General features: G+C 28.1%; 18 protein-coding genes. 1 reads left to right on the forward strand and 17 read right to left on the reverse strand.

Annotation, left to right across the window (positions count from 1 at the left end; all coding sequences use genetic code 11):
- Positions 1–328: 328 nt before the first annotated feature.
- The 12 genes from CNEONATNEC86_RS15720 to CNEONATNEC86_RS15775 all read right to left on the reverse strand — a co-directional run bounded on the left by CNEONATNEC86_RS15720 (position 329) and on the right by CNEONATNEC86_RS15775 (position 19,473).
- Positions 329–1,426 carry a tetratricopeptide repeat protein gene (locus CNEONATNEC86_RS15720; protein WP_159136353.1) on the reverse strand — a complete coding sequence of 366 codons (1,098 nt, stop codon included), beginning with the start codon at positions 1,424–1,426 and terminating at the stop codon, positions 329–331.
- A gap of 483 nt (positions 1,427–1,909) precedes the next feature.
- Positions 1,910–3,634 (reverse strand): phospho-sugar mutase, encoded by a 1,725-nt coding sequence (locus CNEONATNEC86_RS15725; RefSeq protein WP_159136354.1) that lies wholly within the window; start codon positions 3,632–3,634, stop codon positions 1,910–1,912.
- A gap of 237 nt (positions 3,635–3,871) precedes the next feature.
- The gene (locus CNEONATNEC86_RS15730; RefSeq protein WP_159116655.1) at positions 3,872–4,453 is read right to left on the reverse strand and encodes a 50S ribosomal protein L25; all 582 of its coding nucleotides are present in this window, start codon (positions 4,451–4,453) and stop codon (positions 3,872–3,874) included.
- A gap of 397 nt (positions 4,454–4,850) precedes the next feature.
- Positions 4,851–7,511: a sigma 54-interacting transcriptional regulator gene (locus CNEONATNEC86_RS15735; RefSeq protein WP_159136355.1), complete on the reverse strand. Its 2,661-nt coding sequence runs from the start codon at positions 7,509–7,511 to the stop codon at positions 4,851–4,853.
- 54 nt (positions 7,512–7,565) lie between these two features.
- On the reverse strand, positions 7,566–9,245 hold the full coding sequence (locus CNEONATNEC86_RS15740) for a glycoside hydrolase family 13 protein (protein WP_159136356.1): 1,680 nt from the start codon (positions 9,243–9,245) through the stop codon (positions 7,566–7,568).
- Positions 9,246–9,272: 27 nt separating this feature from the next.
- Entirely contained in the window at positions 9,273–10,100 is an 828-nt protein-coding gene (locus tag CNEONATNEC86_RS15745; protein ID WP_125148178.1) for a PTS system mannose/fructose/sorbose family transporter subunit IID, read from the reverse strand.
- Positions 10,093–10,926, reverse strand: coding sequence for a PTS mannose/fructose/sorbose/N-acetylgalactosamine transporter subunit IIC (locus tag CNEONATNEC86_RS15750; RefSeq protein ID WP_159136357.1), 834 nt, complete (start codon positions 10,924–10,926; stop codon positions 10,093–10,095). Before CNEONATNEC86_RS15750 ends, CNEONATNEC86_RS15745 begins: the two co-directional genes overlap by 8 nt.
- A 145-nt stretch (positions 10,927–11,071) precedes the next feature.
- The gene (locus CNEONATNEC86_RS15755; RefSeq protein WP_125148176.1) at positions 11,072–11,560 is read right to left on the reverse strand and encodes a PTS sugar transporter subunit IIB; all 489 of its coding nucleotides are present in this window, start codon (positions 11,558–11,560) and stop codon (positions 11,072–11,074) included.
- Between the two features lie 62 nt (positions 11,561–11,622).
- Entirely contained in the window at positions 11,623–12,039 is a 417-nt protein-coding gene (locus CNEONATNEC86_RS15760) for a PTS sugar transporter subunit IIA (RefSeq protein WP_159116659.1), read from the reverse strand.
- 40 nt (positions 12,040–12,079) lie between these two features.
- Positions 12,080–14,128 carry a glycoside hydrolase family 31 protein gene (locus CNEONATNEC86_RS15765; protein WP_159136358.1) on the reverse strand — a complete coding sequence of 683 codons (2,049 nt, stop codon included), beginning with the start codon at positions 14,126–14,128 and terminating at the stop codon, positions 12,080–12,082.
- 649 nt (positions 14,129–14,777) lie between these two features.
- On the reverse strand, positions 14,778–18,263 hold the full coding sequence (locus CNEONATNEC86_RS15770) for an SbcC/MukB-like Walker B domain-containing protein (RefSeq protein ID WP_159136359.1): 3,486 nt from the start codon (positions 18,261–18,263) through the stop codon (positions 14,778–14,780).
- Complete coding sequence (locus tag CNEONATNEC86_RS15775) at positions 18,250–19,473, reverse strand: exonuclease SbcCD subunit D (RefSeq protein ID WP_058296131.1); 1,224 nt, start codon at positions 19,471–19,473, stop codon at positions 18,250–18,252. Before CNEONATNEC86_RS15775 ends, CNEONATNEC86_RS15770 begins: the two co-directional genes overlap by 14 nt.
- A gap of 368 nt (positions 19,474–19,841) precedes the next feature.
- On the opposite strand from CNEONATNEC86_RS15775, the gene CNEONATNEC86_RS15780 reads away from it, so the two are divergent.
- Complete coding sequence (locus CNEONATNEC86_RS15780; RefSeq protein WP_159136360.1) at positions 19,842–21,851, forward strand: ArnT family glycosyltransferase; 2,010 nt, start codon at positions 19,842–19,844, stop codon at positions 21,849–21,851.
- An 85-nt stretch (positions 21,852–21,936) separates the two neighbouring features.
- On the opposite strand, the gene CNEONATNEC86_RS15785 is transcribed toward CNEONATNEC86_RS15780, so the two are convergent.
- The 5 genes from CNEONATNEC86_RS15785 to CNEONATNEC86_RS21630 all read right to left on the reverse strand — a co-directional run bounded on the left by CNEONATNEC86_RS15785 (position 21,937) and on the right by CNEONATNEC86_RS21630 (position 26,837).
- Positions 21,937–22,695, reverse strand: a complete 759-nt coding sequence (locus CNEONATNEC86_RS15785) for a phage replisome organizer N-terminal domain-containing protein (RefSeq protein WP_159136361.1) — start codon at positions 22,693–22,695, stop codon at positions 21,937–21,939.
- Positions 22,696–22,872: 177 nt separating this feature from the next.
- Positions 22,873–23,280 carry a PTS sugar transporter subunit IIB gene (locus CNEONATNEC86_RS15790; RefSeq protein WP_159136362.1) on the reverse strand — a complete coding sequence of 136 codons (408 nt, stop codon included), beginning with the start codon at positions 23,278–23,280 and terminating at the stop codon, positions 22,873–22,875.
- Positions 23,281–23,474: 194 nt separating this feature from the next.
- Complete coding sequence (locus CNEONATNEC86_RS15795) at positions 23,475–24,536, reverse strand: iron-containing alcohol dehydrogenase family protein (protein ID WP_159136363.1); 1,062 nt, start codon at positions 24,534–24,536, stop codon at positions 23,475–23,477.
- Between the two features lie 70 nt (positions 24,537–24,606).
- Entirely contained in the window at positions 24,607–25,497 is an 891-nt protein-coding gene (locus tag CNEONATNEC86_RS15800) for a phage replisome organizer N-terminal domain-containing protein (RefSeq protein WP_159136364.1), read from the reverse strand.
- Positions 25,498–25,709: 212 nt separating this feature from the next.
- Positions 25,710–26,837 (reverse strand): DUF6985 domain-containing protein, encoded by a 1,128-nt coding sequence (locus CNEONATNEC86_RS21630; RefSeq protein ID WP_243123007.1) that lies wholly within the window; start codon positions 26,835–26,837, stop codon positions 25,710–25,712.
- Positions 26,838–26,861: the final 24 nt, after the last annotated feature.

The following is a 26,861-nucleotide window of genomic DNA, read 5'->3' on the forward strand; positions in this document are numbered from 1 at the left end:
TGGGGCTGCTGCACTTAATAATTCATATTTTTTTGTATTTACATTACAAATTGGAATTTGACGAGCAATTCTCAGTTATCAATGATCAATTTTCAATGAAGGATGAAAAACTTTCAGTTTTTCTTAAAATTAAATATTGCATCTATATTTGCCAGAGCAAATATAATCCGCTCAAAGCGGATGTTATGGCATGAGCCATAACTATGCAATATCTATAATTAAAAAGCTGTAAGCTTTTTTTCCTTAATTGATCATTGAGCATTGTCAATTGTTAATTGCCTACAAATTCTAGTTTATACAACACCCTCAATTTAATTATTATATCTATTTACTTAACTGCTCTATTTAACATTTGATCTAATTCAATAACTATTTCATCAGATAAATCTATCTTTTTAGCTTTTTCTAGATATTCCCTAGCTTGTTCTTTATCCCCTAAATTAATATAACACATAACAATATTTGTGCAAATACCCACTTCATTTGATGCTTCAAATGCTTTCTTAAAATACTTAACAGCTTCTTCATAGTTATGAATACATGCATAATTTAATCCTAATTCATTAACCACTTCAAGAATACCTGATTCAATTTCTAAACTCTCCATTAAGTAGTAAATTGCTTTATCATAATTTTCTAATTTTCTATATGCTACAGCTAAGTAATAATATATTAATGGATTTTTTTCAAATTGTTCTTGAAGAGGCAGCAATAAGCTAATAGCTTTTTCTGGTTCGTCATTTACTATCTCTATTGCCTTTTCATAGTTTCCTATATTATTAATGTCATTCATTACGATTTCTATTTCATTTGTTTTTTCTCCGCCCTTATTTACATATTCATTTATTTCAACTTGTGCCTTTTTGTAGTCACCATCATCTCTGCAGATTAATGCTGAGTACAGATATGGCTTAGGATTATGATCGAATTTTTCCTTGCATTCTTCAATGTCTTCTAATAACAATTCTGAAAAGCCTTTATTTTCTTCTCTTATAGCTTCACCAATTGAGAGTACTGCTTCCATAACTTCCTGTTCATTAGTATATCTATATAATCCTTTTGATAAAATATAAGCATCCTCTAATTCATTCTTTTTTACTTTATCTGCAATTATACTTTTTATGCATTGTTCACTATCATCAATGTAAGATAAAATACAGCCATAATCATCATTAAATCTAAGATTTTTATCTGCTCCAAATGCCATAAACATACCTTCTATAAAATAGTATATAGGTAAATTATGTATTTTTATTTCATCAGTCGCATTGTTTGCAACATACTCACCACTTATAGGGATATATAAATCATCATTTTTTAATTTTATATCATCTGGTATATTAATGCTTTTAAAAAATGCTTCCTTATTTATTTCTAAAAACAGCATTTTACTTAATTTATCTTTATACATAGTTTTATAATTCATCTTAGCACCTCATATTAATATTTAGAAATTTATAAGACTACATTTTAGTAAATATGTAATCATTACTTTATTATACTTCATTATTTGTATTTGTAAAATTTACTGTGATTCTTAATAAAATCATCTACTATAGTAATTATAACCTAAACTCTAAATATATAAATTATAGATAATAAAAAAATCGCCAAGGCGACTATGATATAGTCTTCTATAAAATACAATAGCTTTTATAAGACGTAATCCTTTAAGCCGTCGATTTTTTTCAGTGCACTCTGGATTTTCTGAGCAAGCTTGCGAAAAGGCCAGGCCATATAATTTATTTTTTATTCTTTAGGAACTATGCATTAGTCTATTGCAATATTTTTTAAAATAACTTATACCCTCAAGGGTCACCTCGCCACAGATTGTCCATAAATATAATTTTCTAAAGAATAAAAAATTGCTATCACCTATAATGATGATAGCAATTTTTTTATTTATATTCTAGTTTAATTTTTCATTTATTATTTCCATTACTTTTTCTTTAAAGTTAGCTATTTGTGTTTCTGCATCTTCTAAGCTGCTACCTTTTATAGCTAAGTAAATCTTCATTTTTGGTTCAGTTCCTGATGGTCTTACTACAAAATATGAATCATCTTCTAAAATATATTTTAATACATTTGATTTTGGTAAGTTAATAGTCTTTTCAGATCCACCCTTAACATCTTCTTCAATGCTTAATTTATAATCTAATCTAGTTGCTACTTTAACATCTCCAACTGCATTTAATTTTTCAGTTCTTAATGCTTCTATGCAAGTTCCTATCTTTTCTTGGCCTTCTTTACCTTTTAATTCAATAGATACTAAATTTTCCTTAAAGAATCCATATTTTTCGTATAATTCTATTAATGCATCATAAAGGCTCTTGCCTTGTTTCTTATAATATAATGCCATTTCACATGCAAGCATTGAAGCAATTACAGCATCCTTATCACGTACAAAAGTACCTGCTAAGTATCCATAACTTTCTTCAAACCCGAAAAGATAACTCTTATCTCCTGCATCTTCAAATTCTCTGATTTTTTCTCCGATATACTTGAATCCTGTTAATACATCCATTAATTCAACACCGAAGTCTTCTGCAATCTTTCTAGCACCTTCTGTTGTAACTATTGTTTTAATAACAACACCATTTTTAGGTAATTTTCCTGTTTCTTTAAGAGAGCTTAATACATAATGAGTTAAAAGTAAACCAGTTTGGTTTCCTGTTAATACTTTGTATTCTCCACTAGCTTCTTTAACAACAAGACCAATTCTATCACAATCTGGGTCTGTTCCAAAGATCAAGTCTGGTGCTTCTGTTTCTGCCATTTTTAATGCAAGCTTAAATACATCTGGATTTTCTGGATTTGGATATGAAGCCGTTGGGAAGTTTCCATCTGGAGCTTCTTGTTCTTTAACAACATCAACATTATATCCAAGATCTTTTAATACCGCTCTAACTGGAACATTTCCTGAACCATGGATAGGAGTATAAATAACTTTTAGTTCTTTAGCGCTTTCTTTAACTAAATCTTTTCTTATTGTTAAAGCTTCAACTTTTTCATAGTAAACCTTATCTAATGTTTCTCCAACATATTCTAAAAGATTCTTTTCTAAAGCTTCACTTTCTTCTATACTTTTAATCTTAGAAAAATCGTCTACAGCCTTAACACATTGAATTATTATGTTAGCTTTTTCATCAGTTACTTGTCCACCGAACTCATCATATACCTTATATCCATTGTAAATCTTTGGATTATGTGATGCAGTTATTACTATACCACCAGTACATTTTAATTCTCTAACAGCAAATGATAGTACTGGAGTTGGTCTTAAACTTTCATATAAATAAACCTTTATATTATTTGCACATAAAGTAAGTGCAGCAGATTTAGCAAATTCTTTAGACATATTTCTTGAATCATAAGCAATGGCTACACTTGGCTTATCAAAGCTTTTATTTAAATAATCAGCAAATCCTTGAGTTGCTTGAGCTACAGTATATACGTTCATTCTATTACTACCAGCTCCGATTACGCCTCTTAATCCACCTGTACCAAAATCTAAATCTTGATAGAATCTATCCTCTATATCCTTTTCATCAGTTATACTTCTTAATTCATTTTTTGTCTCTTCATTTATTATGTCTGAATTTAACCAAATATTATATTTTTCTTTGTAATTCATTTTAATCGTCCCTCCCCATTTATCTCATTATTTATTATACAATATTTGAATATAATAAAAAATAGTTTTATAGTTTTTTGAATAGCAACTTCTGATCTTTTGACAAAAACTTCGACAGCTTTTAGTAATATTTTATAAATTAATCTTTGATTTTGCCTATAAGTTTAAAAGATATTCAAAATTTTTTATCTAAATTTCATATAGATATTATATATAAATTTTACTTTTTATTATATTCTACTTTTTCTCTACATCATCTTCTGGCTCTATCATGAATTGTTTTCCAGATATTGAAGCTAACACTGTATTTAAGTCATCTACAATAGATATTTCACTACCGACTTCGATATCACTTAATTTAAATACGCTTCCTATTTGAGCATTTTTAATGTCAAACTCTATTGATTTTGGTAAATCTTCTGGCATACAAGATACTTTAACAGTATCTTTTTGAGTTTGTAATACAACACCTTTTTCATTTAAGAAATCTTTTCCTTTAAAGATTATTGGAACTTCAGATTCAATTGTATGATTATTATCAATTTCTTCTAAATCTACATGAATTACATTATGATTAACTGCATCTTTTTGTACTTCTTTTATTACAGCAGTTCCACTATAACCATCTAAATTAAAGTTTACTACTCCATGTTCTCCAGCATCACTTAAATCTCTTAAAAGTTCCATTTGACCTATTTCAAACATTAAACTTCCTAATTTCTTTCCATAAACAATACCTGGAATTACTCCATTTCTTCTTAGTCTTCTTGCATTATGTCCGGTTTCTTCATTTCTTTTATTTAATTTCAATTCTTTCATTAATAATCTCTCCTTAAATTTTCTAAAAAAATACATACGATTCTTTTCTTATACATTTTTTAAGTCTTTCCAATTTAAGAAGAAATTATACTCAGCTATTTTGTACATCTCTTTTCCTTATAATCTCATTTTTATTATTTATAAGAAATAGACGTACTTCTTTTCTATTCAATTATTCTTTATAAAGATAACATAATGCTTGTATTTTTTAGCTTTCTGTATATTATTACATACTATATATAAGTCAAGTTTTTTACTATAAAATCATAATTTAGTATTTTTCATAAAATTAAGCCTCACTATAAATTTAATATCTATAGCGAGGCTGCAAATTTTTCACCTATTGTGAAGTGTTTTTTATTAACTAGCATAACATGCAGAATTTATTAAACTTTTATTATATTACTCTATGAAATAATTCATACAATAATGATAATTCATATTGATTTAAGGAGATATGGTATTTTTTTTCAGTTGAATTAAATATTTCTTTTGATATACTATAAAACTCTTTCTCGTCTTCTGATAATTCTTCTACAATATCTTCTCCATCTTCATCTGATGTCATAAGCCTTTCAATCATACATGCAATATGCATATATAAATTAAGTTTTATACTTCCAAACAACTCCACATTGTATTTTTGTTCATATTTTAAAATTATATCCTCAACTTCATTTATAATAATGTTAGGGTTTAAGAATTGTAATCTACTAACAATTCCCTCCATAGAAAAGAATTTTATAAATTCCAGTTTTAATGATTCAAACTTTTCAGGACTGACAACATCTTTTAAAATCCTCTTCAAATGCTGTTCTCCACTTCCTCCCATTAAGTCATATATATTTATCCATGGTACTGTAATCCCTTCTGAAAGATTAGAAGTTGTTAAGATTAATTTTGTCTTATTAAAATATTCTTCATTATTTTCATCTAATAAAGATTTTAATTTTTTATACTCCATTGTTAATAAATCCATCGTATCCTCATTAATAACCTTAGCTATAATATCTTTTAGCTTATCTGCGATACCAACGCCTGACATACATGAAATTATAATATTTCTACCTTTTGCAATTCCCTCAAAATATTGAATATTAGTAGTATAACTTGTCTTTGCTGTTTCTACAATATCTCTAAATGGTTTATTATTTACCATCTTTAATCCTACATCTAAAGCTATTGATGTTGTTACATTATTTATTATCAATAAATCTCCCGACAAATTATTTTTTATAGAGGAATACATCTGATTCAATGAACCCATATCCACAAGAATAACTACACCTTTGCTTGTATTAACATGTTCAAGATATTGTTTTACTTTTTCAATTACTTCTACACTAGAAGTTTCCATAGGCATATCTATTGATTCAAAAACGTATGTATTACACATTTTGTTAGCTACACATTGAATGCTACTTGCAGTAGAGTTTCCATGTGCTACAATTAACCCATGAAAATCAACATCTTCTTTGATATATTCTGATAAGAAAAGTGCATATATATATATAATACATTTATCTATAGAGATACCTAAATCACCTAATCTAATTTGAAATTTTTCAGCAATATACGTTGATTTTGGCATAACATTATCAAAAAAATTAATAAACTCCTCATGATTTAAATCAATGGTTCCATTATCCATAAATAATTTAAGCATTAGATACATATCATATATAAGTTTTTCATTTTCAGGTACTCCATAGCGTTTCATTAGTTCATGACAAACCTTAGTATGAATTTCTTTTATTAGAGTGCTATCGTTTATAATAAATTCTTGCTCTATCTTTTTTATATTATGTACAATATGTTTAAATTCTAAAAAATATTCTGTTTTAGAAAGATCCATTTTTTGAACAGGGATTTTTAAAATTCTTTCGAGAAATTCAATAACTTCTTTTCTCTTTTTTTCTATGTTTATGCCTTCTAATTGAGAAGGTTTGCTGTTATAATGTATCAAAACTGGAGTTAATTCTTCAAATTTACTAACTGATTGTTCATAAATATTTCTTGGCATCTCATCAATAGTTATTTTAAGATACTCATTTTTCATCTGCTTAGAATAAGCATTAGCACAACTCATTTGAATTAAATTTGATATTTCTCCAATATTCCCCTTACTTTTTAGAAAGCAGAGTTTCATCATAACATCTGCTTCTATATAAATATCTTTATTTATTTTTTTAGCTTCTTTATAATAGAATAGATTAATCATTTCAATTCGCTCAGCAAGAGGTCTTTCTAAAACTGAGCTAAGAGATACCTGCAATGTTATTCTTCTTCTAAATGTTTCTAAAAGTACTTCTTCTGGATTTTCTGTTGTTGCAAATACAAAACGTACTTTTGAAGTTTTCCATCCATTATCACCTATAGGGCGGTATTTCCCAGTATCCATAAACAGAAATAATTTTTCTTGATTTTCATAAGATAATCTATGAATTTCATCTAAAAATATATAGCCTCCATCTGCCTCTTTTAACAAGCCTTCTTTATCAGAATTTGCTCCTGTAAAACTACCTTTTTTATATCCTAAAAGTGTAGCTGAAAGCAATTCTGGATTGTTAGCATAGTCTGCACAATTTAAAACTACAAATGGTGCATTCTCATCAATAACATTTTGATTTACTGCATACTCATAAATAAGTCTAGCCATAAAGCTTTTTCCTACACCACTTTGTCCAGTAATTAGAATTGGTAGTCCATTAGGCGGATAATTTACTGCTGCCTTACACTGCTCGACGACTTTTTTTTGGCTGCCGTTTGCACCAGTCATTTTCATAAATATATCATCATATACCTGTACTTCTTCTAATTTAACATCATCTACAGAAATATTTTTTATTTCATTTCCGTCTTTACCTCCCACTACCTTCCAATATACAGGGCGTGAATTTGTTTTCTCAACTTGTCTAGATTCTAATAAACGATTTAAATAATGGCTTACCACTTGGCGGCTTAAATTTACTTCTGTTGCAAGCTCTGCTGCTGTAACATGTCCTCTTTTATCACATAAATCTTTTAAACTTATATATATTTTATCCTTGGCCTGCATGAGAAATACCTCCTAAAATCCTGTAATTTTATAATATCTAAATAATTAAAATAATCATTTAGTTTTTTCAATAATAAATGCTTCAAATGCTTTTAATTGATTATCTACACATATATTATCATAATTACTTATCATAGTTTTGGAATTATTATATAAATAAGGTTTAAGTGCCTCTAATGATATATTATTTTCTGATAAATTTGCAACTATAAGCCACTCTTTTTCTTTCCATTTTCGCTCATATGCAAAAATATTTTTATCTTCTTCTAACAGTAATTTAAATGTTCCTTCTGTTAATATTTCTTCTTCATGACGAAGTCTAATTAACTTCTTATAATAGTAAAAAATAGAGTTTTTATCTTCTAGTGCTTTTTTTGCATTTATTTCTTTATATCGCGGATTAACTTTAAGCCAAGGTTGTCCCATTGTGAATCCTGCATTCTTGCTATCATCCCATTGCATTGGAGTCCTTGCATTATCTCTTCCAACTTTCCAAACAGCATTTTTGAATGCATCTTCAGTGATTGATTTATTGTTTACTACTAATTCTTCATATGCATTTCTTATTTCAATATCATCATACTCTTCTATTTCATACTGACAATTTACCATGCCAATTTCTTCTCCCTGGTAAATATATGGAGTTCCTTGCATTCCATGAAGAACTGTTGCATAAGCCTTAGCACATTCTACACGATATGTTGTATCATTTCCCCATCTAGAAATAACCCTTGGTCTATCATGATTTTCAAAGTACAGTGCATTCCAGCCATTATCTCTTAATGTTTCTTGCCAATCTGCCATAATTTTTTTTAATTCTGGCAAATGCATATGCCTTAATTCCCATTTACGATTTACAGATCCTGGTACTCTATCAACATTCATGTGCTCAAAAGTAAAAATCATATCCAGTTCTTCTCTTTTAGGATCTGTAAATAATTTTGCAATTTCAGATGTAGAGCCTGGTGCCTCCCCTACTGTCATCCCATCATAATGTGATAATACCTCTTTATTCATTTCATGAATATACTCATGAAGTCTTGGACCATTTGTATGCATAAAACCTGTTATATATTTTTTTCCTTCTTCTGCCTCATAATCTGGAAAGTCCGTATATTTTGAGATGGATGCAATAACATCCATTCTCCATCCATCTACACCTTTATCCATCCAGTATTTTATTAAATCATATATTTCTTTTCTTACTTTTGGATTTTCCCAATTTAAATCTGGTTGTTTTTTACTATAGAAATGTAAGTAATATTGTCCTCTTTCCTCACAATATTCCCATGCACTTCCACAAAAACTTGATCCCCAATTGTTTGGTTCACTTCCATCTTCTTTTGGATCTAGCCAGAAGTAATAGTCACTATATGGATTATTTTTAGATTTTTTACTTTCTTCAAACCAATGGTGTTCATCTGATGTATGATTAGCAACTAAATCCATAACAATTTTTATTGATCTTTTATGTGCTTCTCTAATTAATGCATCCATATCTTCATTTGTTCCAAATTTACTATATATACGCTTATAATCACTAATATCATAACCATTATCATCTTGCGGAGACTCATAAACCGGACTTAACCAAATAACATCAATTCCAAGTTCCTTTAAATAATCTAATCTTTTAATAACTCCATTCAGATCACCAATGCCATCACCATTAGTATCTTGAAAACTCTTTGGATAAATCTGATAAACAACTGAATTTTTCCACCATTTATTCATTTTAATTCTCCTTTTCATCAAGAATTATTAAGCAATTCCCAAAACTGAAAGTGCAATACCCAATATAATAACACCTATTATTAATACGTTAATACTTACTTTTTTCTTTGTCAATAAGTAGAAGCATAGTAGAGTTAATCCTAATGGTACTATTCCTATAAATATTTGATCTAACATATTTTGAAGTGAAAATACTTCTTTTCCTTGAACTGTCATCTTTACTATTGAATTGAATGTTACCATACTGCTAGTCATTCCACCAACCATTATTAATCCAAGAATGTTAGCTGCTTTTGTTAAAATATTAATTAAACCACTTGAATATAATTTTTCAATATAACTAGATCCTAATGTATATCCAAGAAAACCACCATAATAACGAATAATATTTGTTGGTATATTAAATAGTAAGAAGAATACTAATGGGGCTAAAACATTTCCTGCTTGAGCCATACTTATTGCAATACCAGCACAAATAACACGCCATACTCCCCAGAAAATTGAATCTCCAATACCAGCTAATGGTCCCATTAAGCTAGTTTTAATTGAATTTATTGATTCTGAATTAAAGTCTTTTTTCTCACAGTTTTCCTTTTCCATAGCACCACATAACCCCATAACAAAGCTGGAAAATGGTACTGTTGTATTAAAATACGACATATGTCTAACAAGTGCTTTCTTTTTTCCTTCTGGATCATCTTTATAAAAATGATTTATAAATGGTAGCATAGAATAACAGAATCCAGAAGCACCCATTTTTGCTGGTGTTACAGAAGCAAATAAGGTAAAAGACCTTAAGTATACAGAACGTAACATTTTCTTTTCTTCTTTTGAAACATTAGTAAGTTTACTCATTGAAAAAATCCTCCTCTTCCTCATCTAATCCTACTGATCCACCAGTAGATACTGCTGCTTTTAATCTTGATAATTCGTTAATATCTAAATCTCTTTGTCCTACTATTATTGCAACAATTGCACCTAAAGCTGCTAATGCAATTAATGGTAATTTTAAGTATGCAACCAAAACAAATCCTAAGAAGAAATATACACAAATTTTCTTACTCCATAATAATTTTAATAACATAGCCATACCAACTGCTGGTAGCAAGTTACCACATACAGTTAATCCATTCATAATAACACTAGGAATAAGATTTACAAACTTTTCAACAGCCTCTGATCCAACTAAAATTGCGAAGAATGGAATTAATGCATATAATCCCCATTGAGCACACCATAATCCATAATGAAGCTTTGTAATCTTTTTATCTTCTCCTTGTTCTGCATATTTATCAAATATAGGAACAAACCAACCAACAAGAAAAATAAACAATAAATTTTTTACTTGAAGTCCAAGTAATCCTATAGGAAGTGCTAATGGAAGTGCAACTTCTGTACCGCCGCCTATCTTCATTGCAAACGCAGTTCCAACAACACTTGCAATACCACACTCAGCAGATGATGCTCCGCCAACGTTTACAACTCCCATGAATACTGCTTCAAGAGATACGCCTATTAATAACCCTTGTTGAATATCTCCAAATAACCAACCTACAATTGGACATATAAATATCGGACGATCTAACATTGTAAATCCAATCAAATCTCTTACACCAGATGCAAATACTACTAATAGTGCCACAACTATTGCTTGCACTAGTAATGAACTTTCTAATAACATATATTTCCCCCATTTCTATTTTATTAATTGAAAATTTTACACTCTTATTATTAATAAGGAGTTCAAGTGTTTTTGAGAGTCCCCAAAAACATTGATTCCTTAATATTATCAATAAACATAATTAGCAAATATTTAAATACTTTTACTATTTTAATGCTTCTGATACTAGTTTCTTTTCATCTGAAGGCACCATTTGCATTGCAGTATCTGGTGCTAATTCTACCAACTCTTTCAAGCATTCTAATTCTTCATTTGTTAAGCTTACAGATCTGCAAAGTATAGTTCTTTCAGTCCCATCTCCACTTGTAAAACGCCCTGCATTTCCTATATTTACATATTCTATACCTTCTACTTGTTTATATAATGTTAATGCGTCCTTTACTGTTTTTGTTAAAACTAATATTTTCATGTTTGCTGCTTTAGGATTATTTAACAAATTAATTGATTCTTGAACTGATTTTATAATACATTTAATCCCTTCTGGAACTGCCATTTTTAATGTCATTTTTTGCATTTCATTTACTGAAGCTTCATCATTAGCAACTACTATGCCTTGAACTCCTAAATCTCTTGTCCATGCCATTGCCACTTGTCCGTGAATTAATCTTTCATCTACTCTTAATGCTTTTATCATTTTTCATCCCTCACTTCATATTTTAACTAACTCTATTTTTCATATGAAACTTTACACTATTTCTATTCTAGAAAATCATCATCTGACTCTCTCTTCATATCTATTTTTATAAGCTCTAATTGGTTTTTACAAATGTCAATCATTTCTTCCAAATTTTCTACCGTTATCTTTTTATCCATTATAGCTAATTCTAATAATATTGGAAGATTAAATCCTGTAATTAAAAATATATTAGGTTTCATTATATATTGAATAATCTTTTGATTTACACTACCACCTTTTATATCCGTAAATACTATTACTTCATCATCAGCATCAATTTTTGAAAAATAATTTTCTAAAATATCTATTAGATTTTCATCTGGATCAACATATGCATCAATACAAGTTATATCAACTATATTTCCCACTAAAAATTCCAATGTGCTTTTAGCTCCTGATGCTAAATTTCCATGTGTTGCAATTAATATTTTTTTCATATAGAACCTCCTTTCTATAAATTTGTAATTATTGAATATTTTATATATCTAAATCAAAACCAACTTTTGTAAATATTGGAATGTATTCGATTGGTGTAGATACTTTGATAGTTTGTCCACCTTTATATGTTTCTCCTGTTGAAGATAGAACCCAATCAGCTCCCTTTGGAAGATAAACTTCTCTTTCCTTTACGCCAGCATCTAGCACAGGAGCTACTAATATTTCAGATCCAAACATATGTTGATCTTCTACACTCCATGCTTTTTCATCATCTGGATATTCAAAGAACATTGTTCTCATTGGAGGTATTCCATAATTGTGTGCCTCCTCCATTACTTTTGTTATATATGGTTTAAGATTCTCTCTAATTTTAATATATTTTGTCATAATCTCTTGAGCTTTTTCACCATATGACCATACCTCATTAGGAGCTCCACTCTTACATAATCCTCCACCACTTGTTCCTAATGGTTTTGTATGAGGTTCTCTATCGCCATGCATCCTTAATACTGGACTAAATGTAGCATATTGAAACCATCTAATTAAGCATTCTCTAAAATCTTCATTTTCAATATGTCCACCATGGAATCCACCAATATCTGTTGTCCACCATGGAATTCCTGCTAATCCCATACTTAATCCACATTGATATTGAAATCTTAAAGATCTAAAACTTGAATCAATATCTCCTGACCACACTAAAGCACCATATTTTTGGCTTCCAGCCCAAGCACATCTTACTAAGTTAATTATATTTTCTTGTCCGCATTCTTTCATACCATCATAGAATGTTTTAGAAAACATTTTTGGATATATATTTCCCACTTGAACATTTCTTCCTATTTTATAACGATATAAATCAAAGTCATATGGAGAATATTCAGGTTCTGCTTCATCTAACCAAAAAATTCTTATTCCATTATCATAATAATTTTTCTTAGCTTTATCCCATACATATTTACGTGAATCAGGGTTAGTAGCATCAAAGAAAATTGTATTTCCTAAGAATTCCATTGCTATTCTAGCACCTTTATCACTTCTTACTAATAAACCTTTTTCTAGCATTTCATCATAGTTTTCACTCTTCTTGTCAATAGTAGGCCAAACTGATACCATAAGTTCAACGCCCATTGCCTTAAGTTCTTCAACCATCTTTGCTGGATCTGGCCAATAATCATTATCAAATCTAAAATCACCTTGAGTTGGCCAGTGGAAATAGTCCGCTACGATTACTGATAAAGGAATATTTCTTTTCTTATATTCTCTTGCTACTTCTAAAATTTCTTCTTGAGTTTGATATCTTAATTTACTTTGCCATAATCCCATTGCATATTCTGGCATCATTGGTGGTTTACCTGTAACTTCTGCATATCTCTCAACAATTTCCCTTGGAGTTTTTTCTGCACAAATCCAAAAATCAACTTCCTTAGTATCATAAGCAATCCACTCTGTTAGGTTTTTGGCAAATGTTACTTTTCCTATTCCTGGATTATTCCAAAGAAAACCGTATCCATTATTAGATACATAAAATGGAATAGACACTTGAGAATTTCTTTGTGCTAATTCTAAAATACAATTTTTCATGTTTAAATCATTTTGTTGATATTGTCCCATACCAAATATTTTTTCATCAGCATTAGATTCAAATCTAACAGTTAATTTATAGTCTCCATTTGTAACCGGTTTTAACTCACGGCCTTCTAATTTAAGTGCGCTTACATATTCATTAATCATGTTTTCATCAACGAATAATTCATCATTAGGATTCTTTTGTTTTTTACGTCTACGCACTCTCCAATATTCCTCTAAAAGAATTTTATTATCTTCATTATAAAAAACAAGCTTTCCATACTCTGTTACTTCTACTTTTATCTTTCCATTTACTAAAACAGCTTTCTTCTCATCTATTAAAATCTTACTTTCTGAGAATTGATTTTTAATTTCTTCTGTTAATGCCCAATTATTTTCTATAAAATTCTCTTCTTTTGTTTCTCTTATACGAACACTATTCTTTCCCCAAGGAATCACTAAAAGCATCCTATCATCAAATGACCAAGAAAGAATATTATTTTCTACAACTTTAAACATATCATTCACTCCTCTAATATCTTAATTGTTACTTTTATACTAAAGCAATTATTGTGCCAACTTTTTTTTGGACACTTTATTTTCTTTTATAATTTAACTATATAATGATCATTGTATCCTTCTTTATGTGTCATATTTAGGGCCTTTGTGAAATTATTATATTTCTTAAAAATGACTTCTTTTATTTTAAAAAAATATATTTATTCAATGACCTGTTAATATTCTTTACTCTATAAAAACAATTTCATGGTACTCAGTGTTTAAATTTATCATGTGGTTTTATTATTTTGGGACACTTAGTGTCTAAATTCATCATGTAGTTTTTATTATTTTTTTGGACACTATTTTATAAACTCTGAATATTGTGTCCAAAAATATCTTGTATGATCTTTTCTTTTGCTGTCTATAGACAACTTCACTGTCAAATCTACATGAATACCTTTTAAATCTTTCAAGCATTACATTATCCGCACTATACTTATCTAGATATTTATAGAAAATTAATTTTAATAATAGAAACATTTCTCTAAATTATATTCTCCAATTTTAGTAAAGTTGGCATTTACTTATGGTACTGTTTAACGTGTCATAAATAAAAATATGCCCTATTTATAATAAACAATTTTTTATTATAAATAGGGCATGATTACTAACTTCTCTCAATTCTAACCTTACTTCCCCCAACACCACATTCTGCTGGAGTAATAACAAGTTTTACAGGAACTCTGTTTTTTATACTTTCGACATGGCTTATTATACCAACTTTAAGCCTGTCATTATGAATTCTTTCAAGAGAACTCATTACAACTTCAAGTAAATCTTCATCTAATGTACCAAAGCCTTCATCTAAGAAGAATAATTCAAGCGGCGCTGTTCCTTTTAATTGAATTTGTGCTGATAAAGCTAAAGCTAATGATAAAGATGCAAGGAATGTTTCTCCCCCTGATAATGTTGAAGCATCACGTTCCGCTCCTCCATTTTTATAATCTCTCATTATAAATCTTCCATTTTCATCAACTTCAATTCCAAAGTTTCCATGAGTTATTTCTTTTAATCTCTTTGAGGCTTCAATTGTTACATATTTTAATTGATATGCAGCAACAAACTCTACGAACTTTTTGCCTTTAAATAATTTATCTAAATCTGATAACAATGATATTTTGTGATCTAATTCTTTTCTCTTACTTAAAAGTTCTTTTTGTTCATTCATCTTAGTTTCTAAAACTTTTAACTCTTCATCACATTTAATTTTTTCTTCATTTAATTTAGAATATCTTTCATATTCCTGAACCTTTAGTAATTTTATGCTTTCATATTCTTCTTTGCTTATTTCTCTGCCATCTATTTTCTTTAATAAACTTTCTATAGCACCATCTATTTTAGATAAGTTTTCATTATATAAATTCACATTTTCCTTATATGAACTTAATAATTCCTCTTTAATCAAATTCTTTTTAACATCCTCTGAGCTTTCAAACCCTTCATCTTTTATGGCCTTGCTTAAACTTATTTCATCTTCATTTTTCCTTACTGTTAAATCATTATCCTTACTTTGCGCTGAAATAAGCTTTTCATTTATATCTTTATATTCTTTTTCTATTTCATTTTTTCTTTCTTCTGTTTTCTTATATAGCTCACTTATATCTATGATGCTCTTTTTAATAGTTATTAATAGTTTTTTTAACTCTTTTTCTTCACCAACTTTATTTTTTATAGATTGAATCTTTTCCTTTTTACTTTCTTCATATGAATTTAAATTAGTATCTATTTTAGCAGCACTTTCTTTGCTTATAGATAACTCAGCATTTTTATTTTCTTTTAATTTTTTTAGTTTATCTAACTGATTTCTTTTTTCTTTTAATACTTTTTCAAGTGAATTTCTTTTTAATTCAATTTGTGTTATTTCCTCATTCTTTTTCTTAAAATCTTCTACACTTGTATCTTCTTTTAATTTAGATAAAATATTTTCATAAATATTAAATTCTTCCTCTTTATCAGTAATTTCTTTATTTAATAAATTAAGCTGTTTTACATTATTAGCATATACTTCTCTTTTGCTATTAATTTTTCCGTCTTCTTCTGTTATTTCATTTTTTATATTGTTTAATGCTTTTTCAGTACTTTCCTTTTCTTTCTTATAAACATCTAAATCTTTTTCTAATTTACTAAATCTTTTTTGAAGCTCTTCTAATGAAGCTTCTTTTAAAAACTCCTCTATTTTAATGATTTCTTCTTTATTCTTATTATTTTTTTCATTTAGTAATAAGATTCTGCTTTCATATTTTATAATGGCTTCTGAAATTAATTTTATTTCTTTTTCTTTCGCTTTAATCTTTTCTTCTATTACTGTTACATCTTTTAATTCATCATTTTTTATATTTTCTTTAACATGATGCGTTGAACCACATACTGGACAAGTATCACCTTCAATTAAATCTACTCTTAAAGTATGTGCTAAATTTTCTTTTATCGCTTCATTAAGCTCATCTTTAAATTTATCTAATTCTTTTTCAAAAGCTTCTAATTCTTTCTTTTTATCTTCCTTTTCACTGTCTAGTTTTTTTATTTCATTTTCACATGCTTTATTTTCTTCGTTTAATTTATTTAAATTATTAGTTCTTTCTTTTGCTACATTTATAAGATCTCTAAGACCTAGTAATGCATTTTGATCACCAGGGCAATTTTCATCTAAAGATTTAATCTTTTCATTATATTCATTTAATATTTTTTTCTTTTCTTCTAATATACTTCTAAGTTTTTTTCCTTCTTCTAAAACTACAAGATTATCCTTTTCTATATTCTCTTTTTTTTCTTTATCCTTAATAAGTGCATCTTTTATGGAGGACAATCTCTGCTCATCTAAAATCCCTTTTTGTACTTTAACTTTAAATTCTTCATCTATTTTTAACTTGTCATACTCACTTTGATTATTTTCACATTCAGCTGAATATCTTTTTATTTCTTCTTCTAGTTCTAGAAGCTTCTTACTATCTTCTTCAATTTTTATATGTAGTGCTTTCTTCTCATTTAATAATAAAGATATTTTTGCTTCAATACTCTTAAGTGCTTCTTCTTCACTTATTGCATCACTAACCATCTTCTCATTTACTAACAATTTAGGAAGATCATTATCTTTCTTTTCCTTAGCTAAATCATAAGTTTTATCTATTTCTTCTTTTTCAATTTTTATATTTTGAAGTTTACTACTTAATAAAGTAAGCTGAGTTTTATTTTCCTTAAAAGCTGCTATTGTATTTTCATATGCTTTCAAATAAGGTAATACTCTATTACTTGCTTCTCCAAGCTTTATTATAGATTTAAGTTCATTATACTTATCTTCTTTTTCCTTTAACTTAAGTCTCTTTTCTGAATACTCATTTAACTCAATTTGTAAATTCCAAAGATTTTCGCATTCTTTAAACTTTTTATCTAGCTTTTCATTTTCATCTTTTAATGATACTAAGTTATTATTAATCTCATTTAAAGCTTCCTTCTTTGCATTTATATTTTCATCAGTTATATCTTCATACCCCATAAGCTGACCATTTAATATATTTGATTCACTTCTCTGTCTTGTTATTTCCCTTGACAGCTTATTAGATAAATTATCCCCATACTTTTGAAGGTTAAATAACCTTTCAAGCATTTCTCTACGATCTTTTCCTTCAAGTTTTAAGAAGTCACTAAATTTACCTTGTGGCAGTACTACTGTCCTTGTAAAGTCTTCTAAATTAAGCCCAATAATTGACTCAATGGCTTTATTTATTCCCTTCACGCTATCAGCTAAAATCTCATCATTTTCACAATCAATAAGCTTGCATTTTCCTGATAAAATACTTCCATCTTTCTTTCTTCTAAATTCTCTGTCTACAATATATCTTTTTACCTCTGAACTACAAATTTGAAATTCAAAATTAACATTTAATCTATCGCAATTTATATTTATATAATTAGAACTTTTTCTTGCTATGTTTCCATACAGAGCCAAAGTTATTCCATCAAGTATACTTGATTTACCACTACCAGTCGGTCCAAAAATCCCAAAGAAACCTTCACTTGTAAGATCCTCAAAATCAATTGTCTGTTTTTCTATAAAACTATTTAATCCTTCAATCATAAGCTTAATTGGTCTCATCAGCTTCTTCCTCCTCTCCCATTATAGATAATAGTAATTTTAACAATTCATCATCGGGTTCAACATCTCTTTCTTTCTTATAAAACTCCGTAAAGATTTCTTCAAAAGATTTCTCATTAACATTTACAAATTCACTTTCTTCATCCTCAATACCTTTTACTTTAGGTGTGATTTCAAGAATATCTTTCTTTAAATCTTTCATTGATTTTATTTCATCTTCTTTTATATATCTGTCAGTTTCAACTTCTAAATACACCCAACAGTCTCTGTCTTTATTTTCTTCACATTTGCTTATTGCCTCTTCAATGCCTTTGCATCTCCATATTTCTATTGGCTTATAAACCTTAAATTCTACTTCTTCTATTTTGCATTCTTCTTTAGGCTTAACATCTACTATAAAACATTTTTTCTTAAAGCTTATTTCTTTCTTATTATAATGAAGTGGCGATCCACAATATCTTGCTTTCTTATTTGTTCCGGGAACTATTTGTGGCTTATGAACATGACCAAGAGCTATATATTGAGCTTCTTTGGGGAAGCAGCTTCCATCAACAATATAGCTTCCGCCAAGTTGTATACTTCTTTCAGATCCAGACTCTTCACTTCCCATAGCAAAAATATGAGATACCATAAGGTTTATTGTGTCATCTCTGTAGTTATTCTTTAATGTATCAAAAAGAGCTGCAATCCTTTCTCCATATGATTTTGCTTTTTCCTCTTCATCAGACATAAAATCATATATGACTTCATTCAATCTCTTCTCACTTGGATAAGGAACTGTTAATATAACAGCTTTTTCATTATTTACTTCTATTTCAATAAAACCTTCACCAGAATTTACAACTTTATGCTTTCCATACTCTCCAGTTTCTACTATTGTTTTTGGAGTTCCGCACATAATTATTCCATGCTCTCTAGCTAAAGGTCCTGCTGCAACTAACCTTTCTGGATTATCATGATTTCCTGCAATAACTAGTGTAAGTCTTTCCCCATTTCTAGATACCTTCTTTAATGTATCATAAAACATTCTTTCTGCTCTTGCTGGTGGGTTAGCAGTATCATAAACATCTCCTGCTATTATTATTAAATCTATATTATTCTCTTCAACGATCTTTACAAAATCATTTAAAAATTGTTCCTGTTCATCCATTCTACTTTGGCCTTCTAAGTTCTTACCTAAATGCCAATCCCCAGTATGTAATAGTCTCAAAGGTATTCCTCCTCAATACTTTCTTAATTAGATTTTTCTTAAGCTATTAAAATAAAAAATATATATAACTATTCTTTATATTCATTATATCCTAAATGAACATGTGTTTTGCAATTAAATTAAAAAAGAACCTCTATTTCTAAAGCGCTCTTAAAATGTTAGATAAATATATTTCTATGATTTTTGAGAAGACTTAAAGATAACTGATCTTATTTATCATGTTTTAAACCATCCAATATTTCCCTTCACTACTTTCATTTTATCTTTTAAATTGTTTATATTTTTATTTTTTTAGTCTTACTGTTCAGCTTATATTAAGAATATAAATCTATAATTGGAATAACTAACCAGATGGAGGTATGTTTCATATGACTTTATTTAATAAAAAATTTCTATCCAAGCAACAAATTATAAATTCACTAAAAGAAAACTACCATATTGTTCTATTATTTTTAATTATGCTAGTCTCTTTATTCTTTAATTTATTTAATATTTCGCAATATGGATATGGAAATGAATATTATGCTGCTGCAATAAAAAGCATGAGTGAGAACTTCAAAAATTTCTTTTTTGTATCATTTGACCCTGCTGGCATGTTGTCCATAGATAAACCCCCTTTAGGTTTCTGGATTCAAACATTATCTGTATTGATTTTTGGCTATAATGGATTTGCTATGTTATTGCCTCAAGCTTTAGCAAGTACAGCTTCATGTTTGATGATGTATATTCTTGTTTCAAAACACTTTGGCAAAATCTCTGGTCTTATATCTGCATTTGTATTTTCAATTACACCTGCTGTTGTTGTGGCATCTAGAAACAATACAGTAGATATGCAGCTTGTTTTTGTACTATTAATATCTATTTATTTTTTATTTAAGTCCATTGAAAAAGACTCACCTAAATATTTATATATTGCAGGTATTTTTATTGGACTTGGATTTAATATAAAAATGTTACAAGCTTATATGTATATACCTGCACTTTGCATAACTTATTTAATATTTGCTAAAGGAAGATTTATGAAAAAGCTTTTCAATGGAATAATTGCCTCCATAATAATGCTTTGTATTTCTTTTTCGTGGGCTATATTGGTAGATTTATATCCATCTGAAAATAGACCTTACGTTGGAAGTTCCACTTCTAATAGTGTTATGGAGCTTATTATAGATCATAATGGTGTTGAAAGAATTTCTGGAACAAGCACTAAAATTAATTCATCTAAGCCTAATAATAAAAATATCAACTCAGATGACAATAATCCAAATTTTAATTCTGGTGGACATGCTCCCAAAGATAAACATAATCTTGCTAACAGTAATAATAACATAAGCACTAATAACAGCATTAATCCTCAGCCTAATAATGCTCCTCCAAATTCTTTAGAGGTGAATTCTTCTAATAAAAATTCTAGTGGTGGACGTGATAGCATCAGTACTCCATCCATTTTAAGACTTTGGTCAAATGAACTTTATGGGCAGATTTCATGGCTAATTATTTTCTGCATATTTACTATGCTTTCATTTATTAAAAAATTTAGGAAAAATGATTTATCCATTGAAAATTCCACGTTAACATTTTGGATTTTAAATTTCTTTACAATGTTTATATTCTTCAGCTTTGCTGGATATTTTCATAGATATTACCTTTGTATGTTTGCGCCTAGCATTAGTGCCTTATTTGGAATCGGATTTGTAAAAATGCTTAATGACTTTAAACTTAATAATTCCTTAAAGTCATTCTTGCTACCTTTAGCTTTCTTTTGTACAAATATGATTCAGCTTAGATATATTGACAATTATTCAATATTAACAGAAATATTATTTCTTTTTTGTTTAGCATTATCATTAATAGCCTTAATTCCCATTTGTATAAATTACCTTAATTCAAATAAATATTGCATATTTTTTGGAGCACTATTTTTAATGTCAGCTTTAATTGTATGTCCATTATACTGGGCATTAACCCCTGTTAAATATGTTCCTTCAAACTTTGTAAAACCATATGCTGGACCTGAGCTTGCTTCAGATAACTCAAATAAAAAAAATAGTTCTTCTAATAATTCATTACAAGATTACCTTGTAAAAAATTATAAGGAAGGAAGTTTTTTAGTCACTTCACAAAGTACTTCTGATGTTGATTCATTCATAATTAATACTGGACTTCCTGCTTATGCTTATGGTGGTTTTTCTGGTTCTGATAAATCACTTACCTTAGATAAACTAAAAAAATATATCTCTGACGGTAAAATTACTTATTTCTTAGTTTCAAATAGAAGTAATAATTCTGATATTATAAATTATGTTAAAGAAAATGCTACTTTGATAGATCCATCTGAATATGAATCTAACTCATCAAACAAATCATTATATCTTTTTTAATAAATTTTAATGGAAGATGTTTATATAACGTAATCTTATATTGACATCTTTCTTTATTATTAATAAGCTAGCTTCAAAAAATGCCTTATGAAAAATTCCAAGACTGTATTACCCACTCTCCTTCAGCAAGTTCTGGTTCTTTATCATAAAATTTAACTAAATATTTATCATCATCTTCCTCCTCCATATTTAATGATGAACTTTTACTTTTATGTGGAGATTTTTTCTTTTCAGTGCATTTCTTATTATTTTCTTTCTTTATAATATCATTACTTAAATTATGCTTTTTATTTTCCTCAATATAAAGCTTCTTTAAAATTGTATTATTGTTTTCTATATTTCTATTATTTTTATCATCTAATCCATTTATAGATTTGCTAATACTATTTATGTTAATATTGTCAATTTCATTTTCTATACTTATATCTTCATTATTGCTTGTATCATTATCTAAATTTAAAATTTCAGATTTATTTCTATTTTTAGTATCTTGTTTAACCTCTGTATCCTTTTGCTTTGTCTTTATATTTTGATGCTTAACAAAATTTTCAACTACATATACGCTCTCTTCATTTACTTCGACCATTTCTAATTCAACAAAGACATCTAAAGCTAATTTTATCTTTTCTGTACTTCTATTAAACTCTAAGGCTAATGTCTTCACTGTATATGGAATATTACTTGACATATAAAGCTCGCCTTCTCTATTTACCTTGCCCGCAAGTGTTATAATTCTAATCCATGCATAATGAATAAGATCTCTTTCTTCCATAGTATCTATTATTTTAAATTTTGTATCCTCATGCATGTTTGTTTTAATTTTTACAATTCTTCTTTCTTTCATTACTATTTCCTCCTAAACTTCCATTAGCATTAATTAATTTTCTATAATGAATATATGCTTTAAAAGGGAAGATTTCGGAAAATCTTTAAACTTTATTCAAACTTTCGTACAACAAAATTCTACATAAAAAATAACCATGTAGGTATAAAACCTTCATGGTCAATAAATATATCTATCTTATTTTATGAATTTTCTATAACTACAACACCTTTGTACAACCATAATATTATCTTCTCCTGGAAAATTCCAAGGATTCATTTTGGTCTCTTTATATCCTTCAATTATATCTAAAGCATCTTCATAAATATCCTCTGCCTTCATATTCCCATACATCTTAGGTGGGAATATATAAATTGGAACATCAATATCCTTATGACTTTTCATGAACATTGGAAGTTCGTATTTTATATGAGGGCAAACCATTACTACATCATAATTGTTCATAATTTTATATGAACTTGCAAATGGTCCAAATTCTACAGATATTTTATCCTGAAGCTCTTTTTCTTCTATTTCATTTTTAACCTTCTTCGTCATAGCACTAGATGAAAAGCCACCTAAACAGCAAATTAATATTTTCATCATAATTAAAATCCCCACTTTTCTTAATTTATAATATAATTATATAACTTTTAACTTATTTATGTAAACGCTTTTATAAAAAATAAAAATAGCATTGTTTTAAAAGTATCTTTATATAAAAACTTAAAAACAACGCTATATAAATTCTAGTATTATTCACTATTATAAATTGATAACATCTGATAAATCTAAATTACTTATATTAGTATATAATTTAAAATTTCATCTGTATCAACAATATTTTTTGCAATATCTTGATTTTTATTGATATGAATATATGTATATCTATTAGGTTTTATTGAAGGTGCCATATCTATTGCCTTTTTAAAATCTACCTTTTTCATTTTTAAGGTTTTAACATAATCCAAAAAGCCAGTTTCTTTTAATATCTTTGTTATTCTTTCTGATCTGTGATTCTGAACTTTAGCCATAATATAAGTTGCAATTCCAACCTGTACGCCATGAAGTTCTGGTTTTTCAAGAAATTTATCTAAAGCATGAGATATTAAATGTTCAGCTCCTGAAGCTGGAGAACTGTCTCCTGCTATCTCCATAGAAATACCATTTAACGTTAAAGAATCAACTAATTCTTTTAAGAATAAATCATCTTTAATACCTTTAAATTCTGTTCTTACAAAGCTATTTACGGCTTTTTTTGAAATCATAGTTGCAAAATCATCAATAATTGTTTTTCCATTTTCCTCTTCAAACTTCCAGTCATATAAAGCAGTAATGTTTGATACTAAATCTCCAATACCAGAATAAATAAATTTTTCAGGCGCTCCCTTAATCACATCAATATCAACAATTATTCCATAAGGTGTTTTAGCTGGCAGTGACATACGTCTTCCATTAAGTAAAAGCGATGCTCCTGAACTTGCAAAACCATCATTAGAAGTTGAAGTTGGTATGCTGATAAAGGGCATTTTTTTTAAAAAGCTCATGTATTTTACTGCATCTATAGCTTTTCCTCCACCAACTCCAATTAACGCATCAACATCATTTGGAAGTTCAAAAGCTTTTGTACTTATCTCATCAAAATTTATATTAAAAATAGTTTCTATGTTTGCTATCTCAATATCTTCTTCCCTTAATGATTTTTCTATTGTTTCTCCAAAAAGTTCTTTTATCCCATCGCCAAAACATATTGAAACCTTTTTGAACATACTCTTTTTAATTAATGCACCTACATTATTAATATTTCCTTTGCCAACTTCTAAGATAGAAGGAATAGCTATTCTGTGAGTTGAAACATTCACAGTGAATCACCCCTTAATTTTCATATATTTTCCATGCCTATTATAACTTTATCATTAAATTATAATTAAATCAAAATTTCCATGACTCTCTTATCTTCTCACCTTCTTTAATTTCATATTCATCACTAAAGACAACTAAATATTTATCATTATCTTTTTCAGTATTACTAATCTCGTACCCCTTTTTACTATTTGAATTAGATATATTTTTAGGACCATTTCTTTTATTTTGTTTATTGGCTCCAGTACTATTCTTTTTCTTATTCCCATGTATTCCTGCCTTACTATCATCCACAATATTTTTTAATACAATATCTTTTGCCAGTTCGAAACCTTCTATTTTGAAATCTTCTAATAATACATCCTTATCCTTAGATTTTTCCGATACAATCTCTAGATTATGATTATTATCTTTTTCTTCACTATTATAAGATTTAACAGCTTTATTTGTCTCAACCATCTTACCTTCTAATTCATCTTTTTTCACCTCTATTTCATGTAATTCAATTGAATTACTTGATACATTATCTGATTCTAAGGTATGATTACTTTTAGTATTTTCTATACTTAAAGTTTCTTCTTTAATTTTTTCTTCATCTCCTTTATCTTTTGATTCTTCTATATTTTTTGCTCTAGATTTTATATTTTGATGCTTCATAAAGTTTTTTACTTTATACACATTATGTTCATCAACTTCAATCATTTCAAGCTCTATTAATACTTCTAATGCCATCTTAATAACTTCTGAATCTCTATTAAATTCAATTGATAATGTCTCTATATCATAAGGTATGTTTCTTGACAGATATAACTCACCATCTCTATTTACAAATCCAGCCAAAGTTAAGAGTCTCATCCATACATAATGAATTGAATCTCTTAATGGTTTAGTATCAATAATTTTAAATTTAGTATCATAATACATATCACTTCTTACTTTGATATTTTTTATTTCTTTCATTTTCACTTCACTCCTTAAAATATTATTGTTATAAAAATACTTCTCATATAATATATATGGCTGAGAAGAGAAAAATACAGGATTTTTCCAAAAGTTTTTTCTATCAAATTAATACAAAATATTTGCATTCTCTCTTTTTCCCAAAAATAAAAGCAAATTAGAGTGTTTAAATTACTATTTAAACCTTCTAATTTGCAAAACTTATATTAACTCTATTCTACTGGATATCCAATTTCCTTTAATTGATCAAAAATTTCTTCACATTCTCTATCCTTATTAATACCTTTAATTATTTCTTTTGTCATGGGCTTAAAATTAAAAATATCTTCAATTAATTCAACAGGAATATTATCTTCTAAATCATCATAATAATCTTTTGCCCATTCTAAATACTCTTCTGCATCATTATAAATTCTTCCAAGCATGTAGGAAGAACCATCATCATAGCCTTTTGGAATTTCAACCTTTCCTTTTTTCCATTCATAGGCCTCACTTTCTCTCCAAATACAAAAAGTAACATCTTCCTTTTCAATAGCTTCATCTTCAAGCAATTCTAGTAAATTCTTTGGAACATCTTCATATATACCTTTCCAAACTTTAAATTCCTCCTGCGCATGAGGTGATAATTCAGATTCATGATCAAAGCCTTTAATTATGCATCCATCCTCTGAAAATAATATATGCATATTATCTCCACCTCCATTATCAATTTCACCAAGTGAAGCTTTATTATCCCAGTTAGGATTATAATTATATGTCCTTAACCATTCTTCTTCATTAAGGATAATATCTAATGCAGACATAGCTATTAAGCTCTTTTTAAGTATATCTATACATGGTATATTCTTTAAAACACAGTAAGTTTCATTAAACACATAGTTCCAATTTAAATCTTTATAATAAGAAATATCACTCCAGCCATCTTCAGATTCAAATGCTCCAACATAAAGAATCTCTCCATTATTTATTGTCCATTCTAATCCATGTTCTATTTCCCATTCACAATTTAATTCTAAATGAATAACTATCTTATCCTTTTCCTTAGGAACATTAATAATTAATAAACTTGGATTTATATAATCTAAAACATCCCTTACTGAATTAAAATCTGGTGCCTCTTCATCTCCAACTTCATTACAAAAATCTATACAATAATTTATAGAATATTGACATAAATTATCTATAGTTTTTTCATCCAAATTATTTAAAGCCTTAGCACAAAGATTTGCATAGTCTAAATCAATTTCCTCATCCATTAAAACATCAATTGTTTTATTAAATAACTCAAAATTCACCTTTCCCTCTAAACCATATTTGGTTTTTTCTATGTTAGTAATCATCTTACTCCTCCCCAATCCCCCATA

The sequence above is a fragment of the Clostridium neonatale genome, from assembly GCF_900465025.1.
GTDB lineage: Bacteria > Bacillota > Clostridia > Clostridiales > Clostridiaceae > Clostridium > Clostridium neonatale.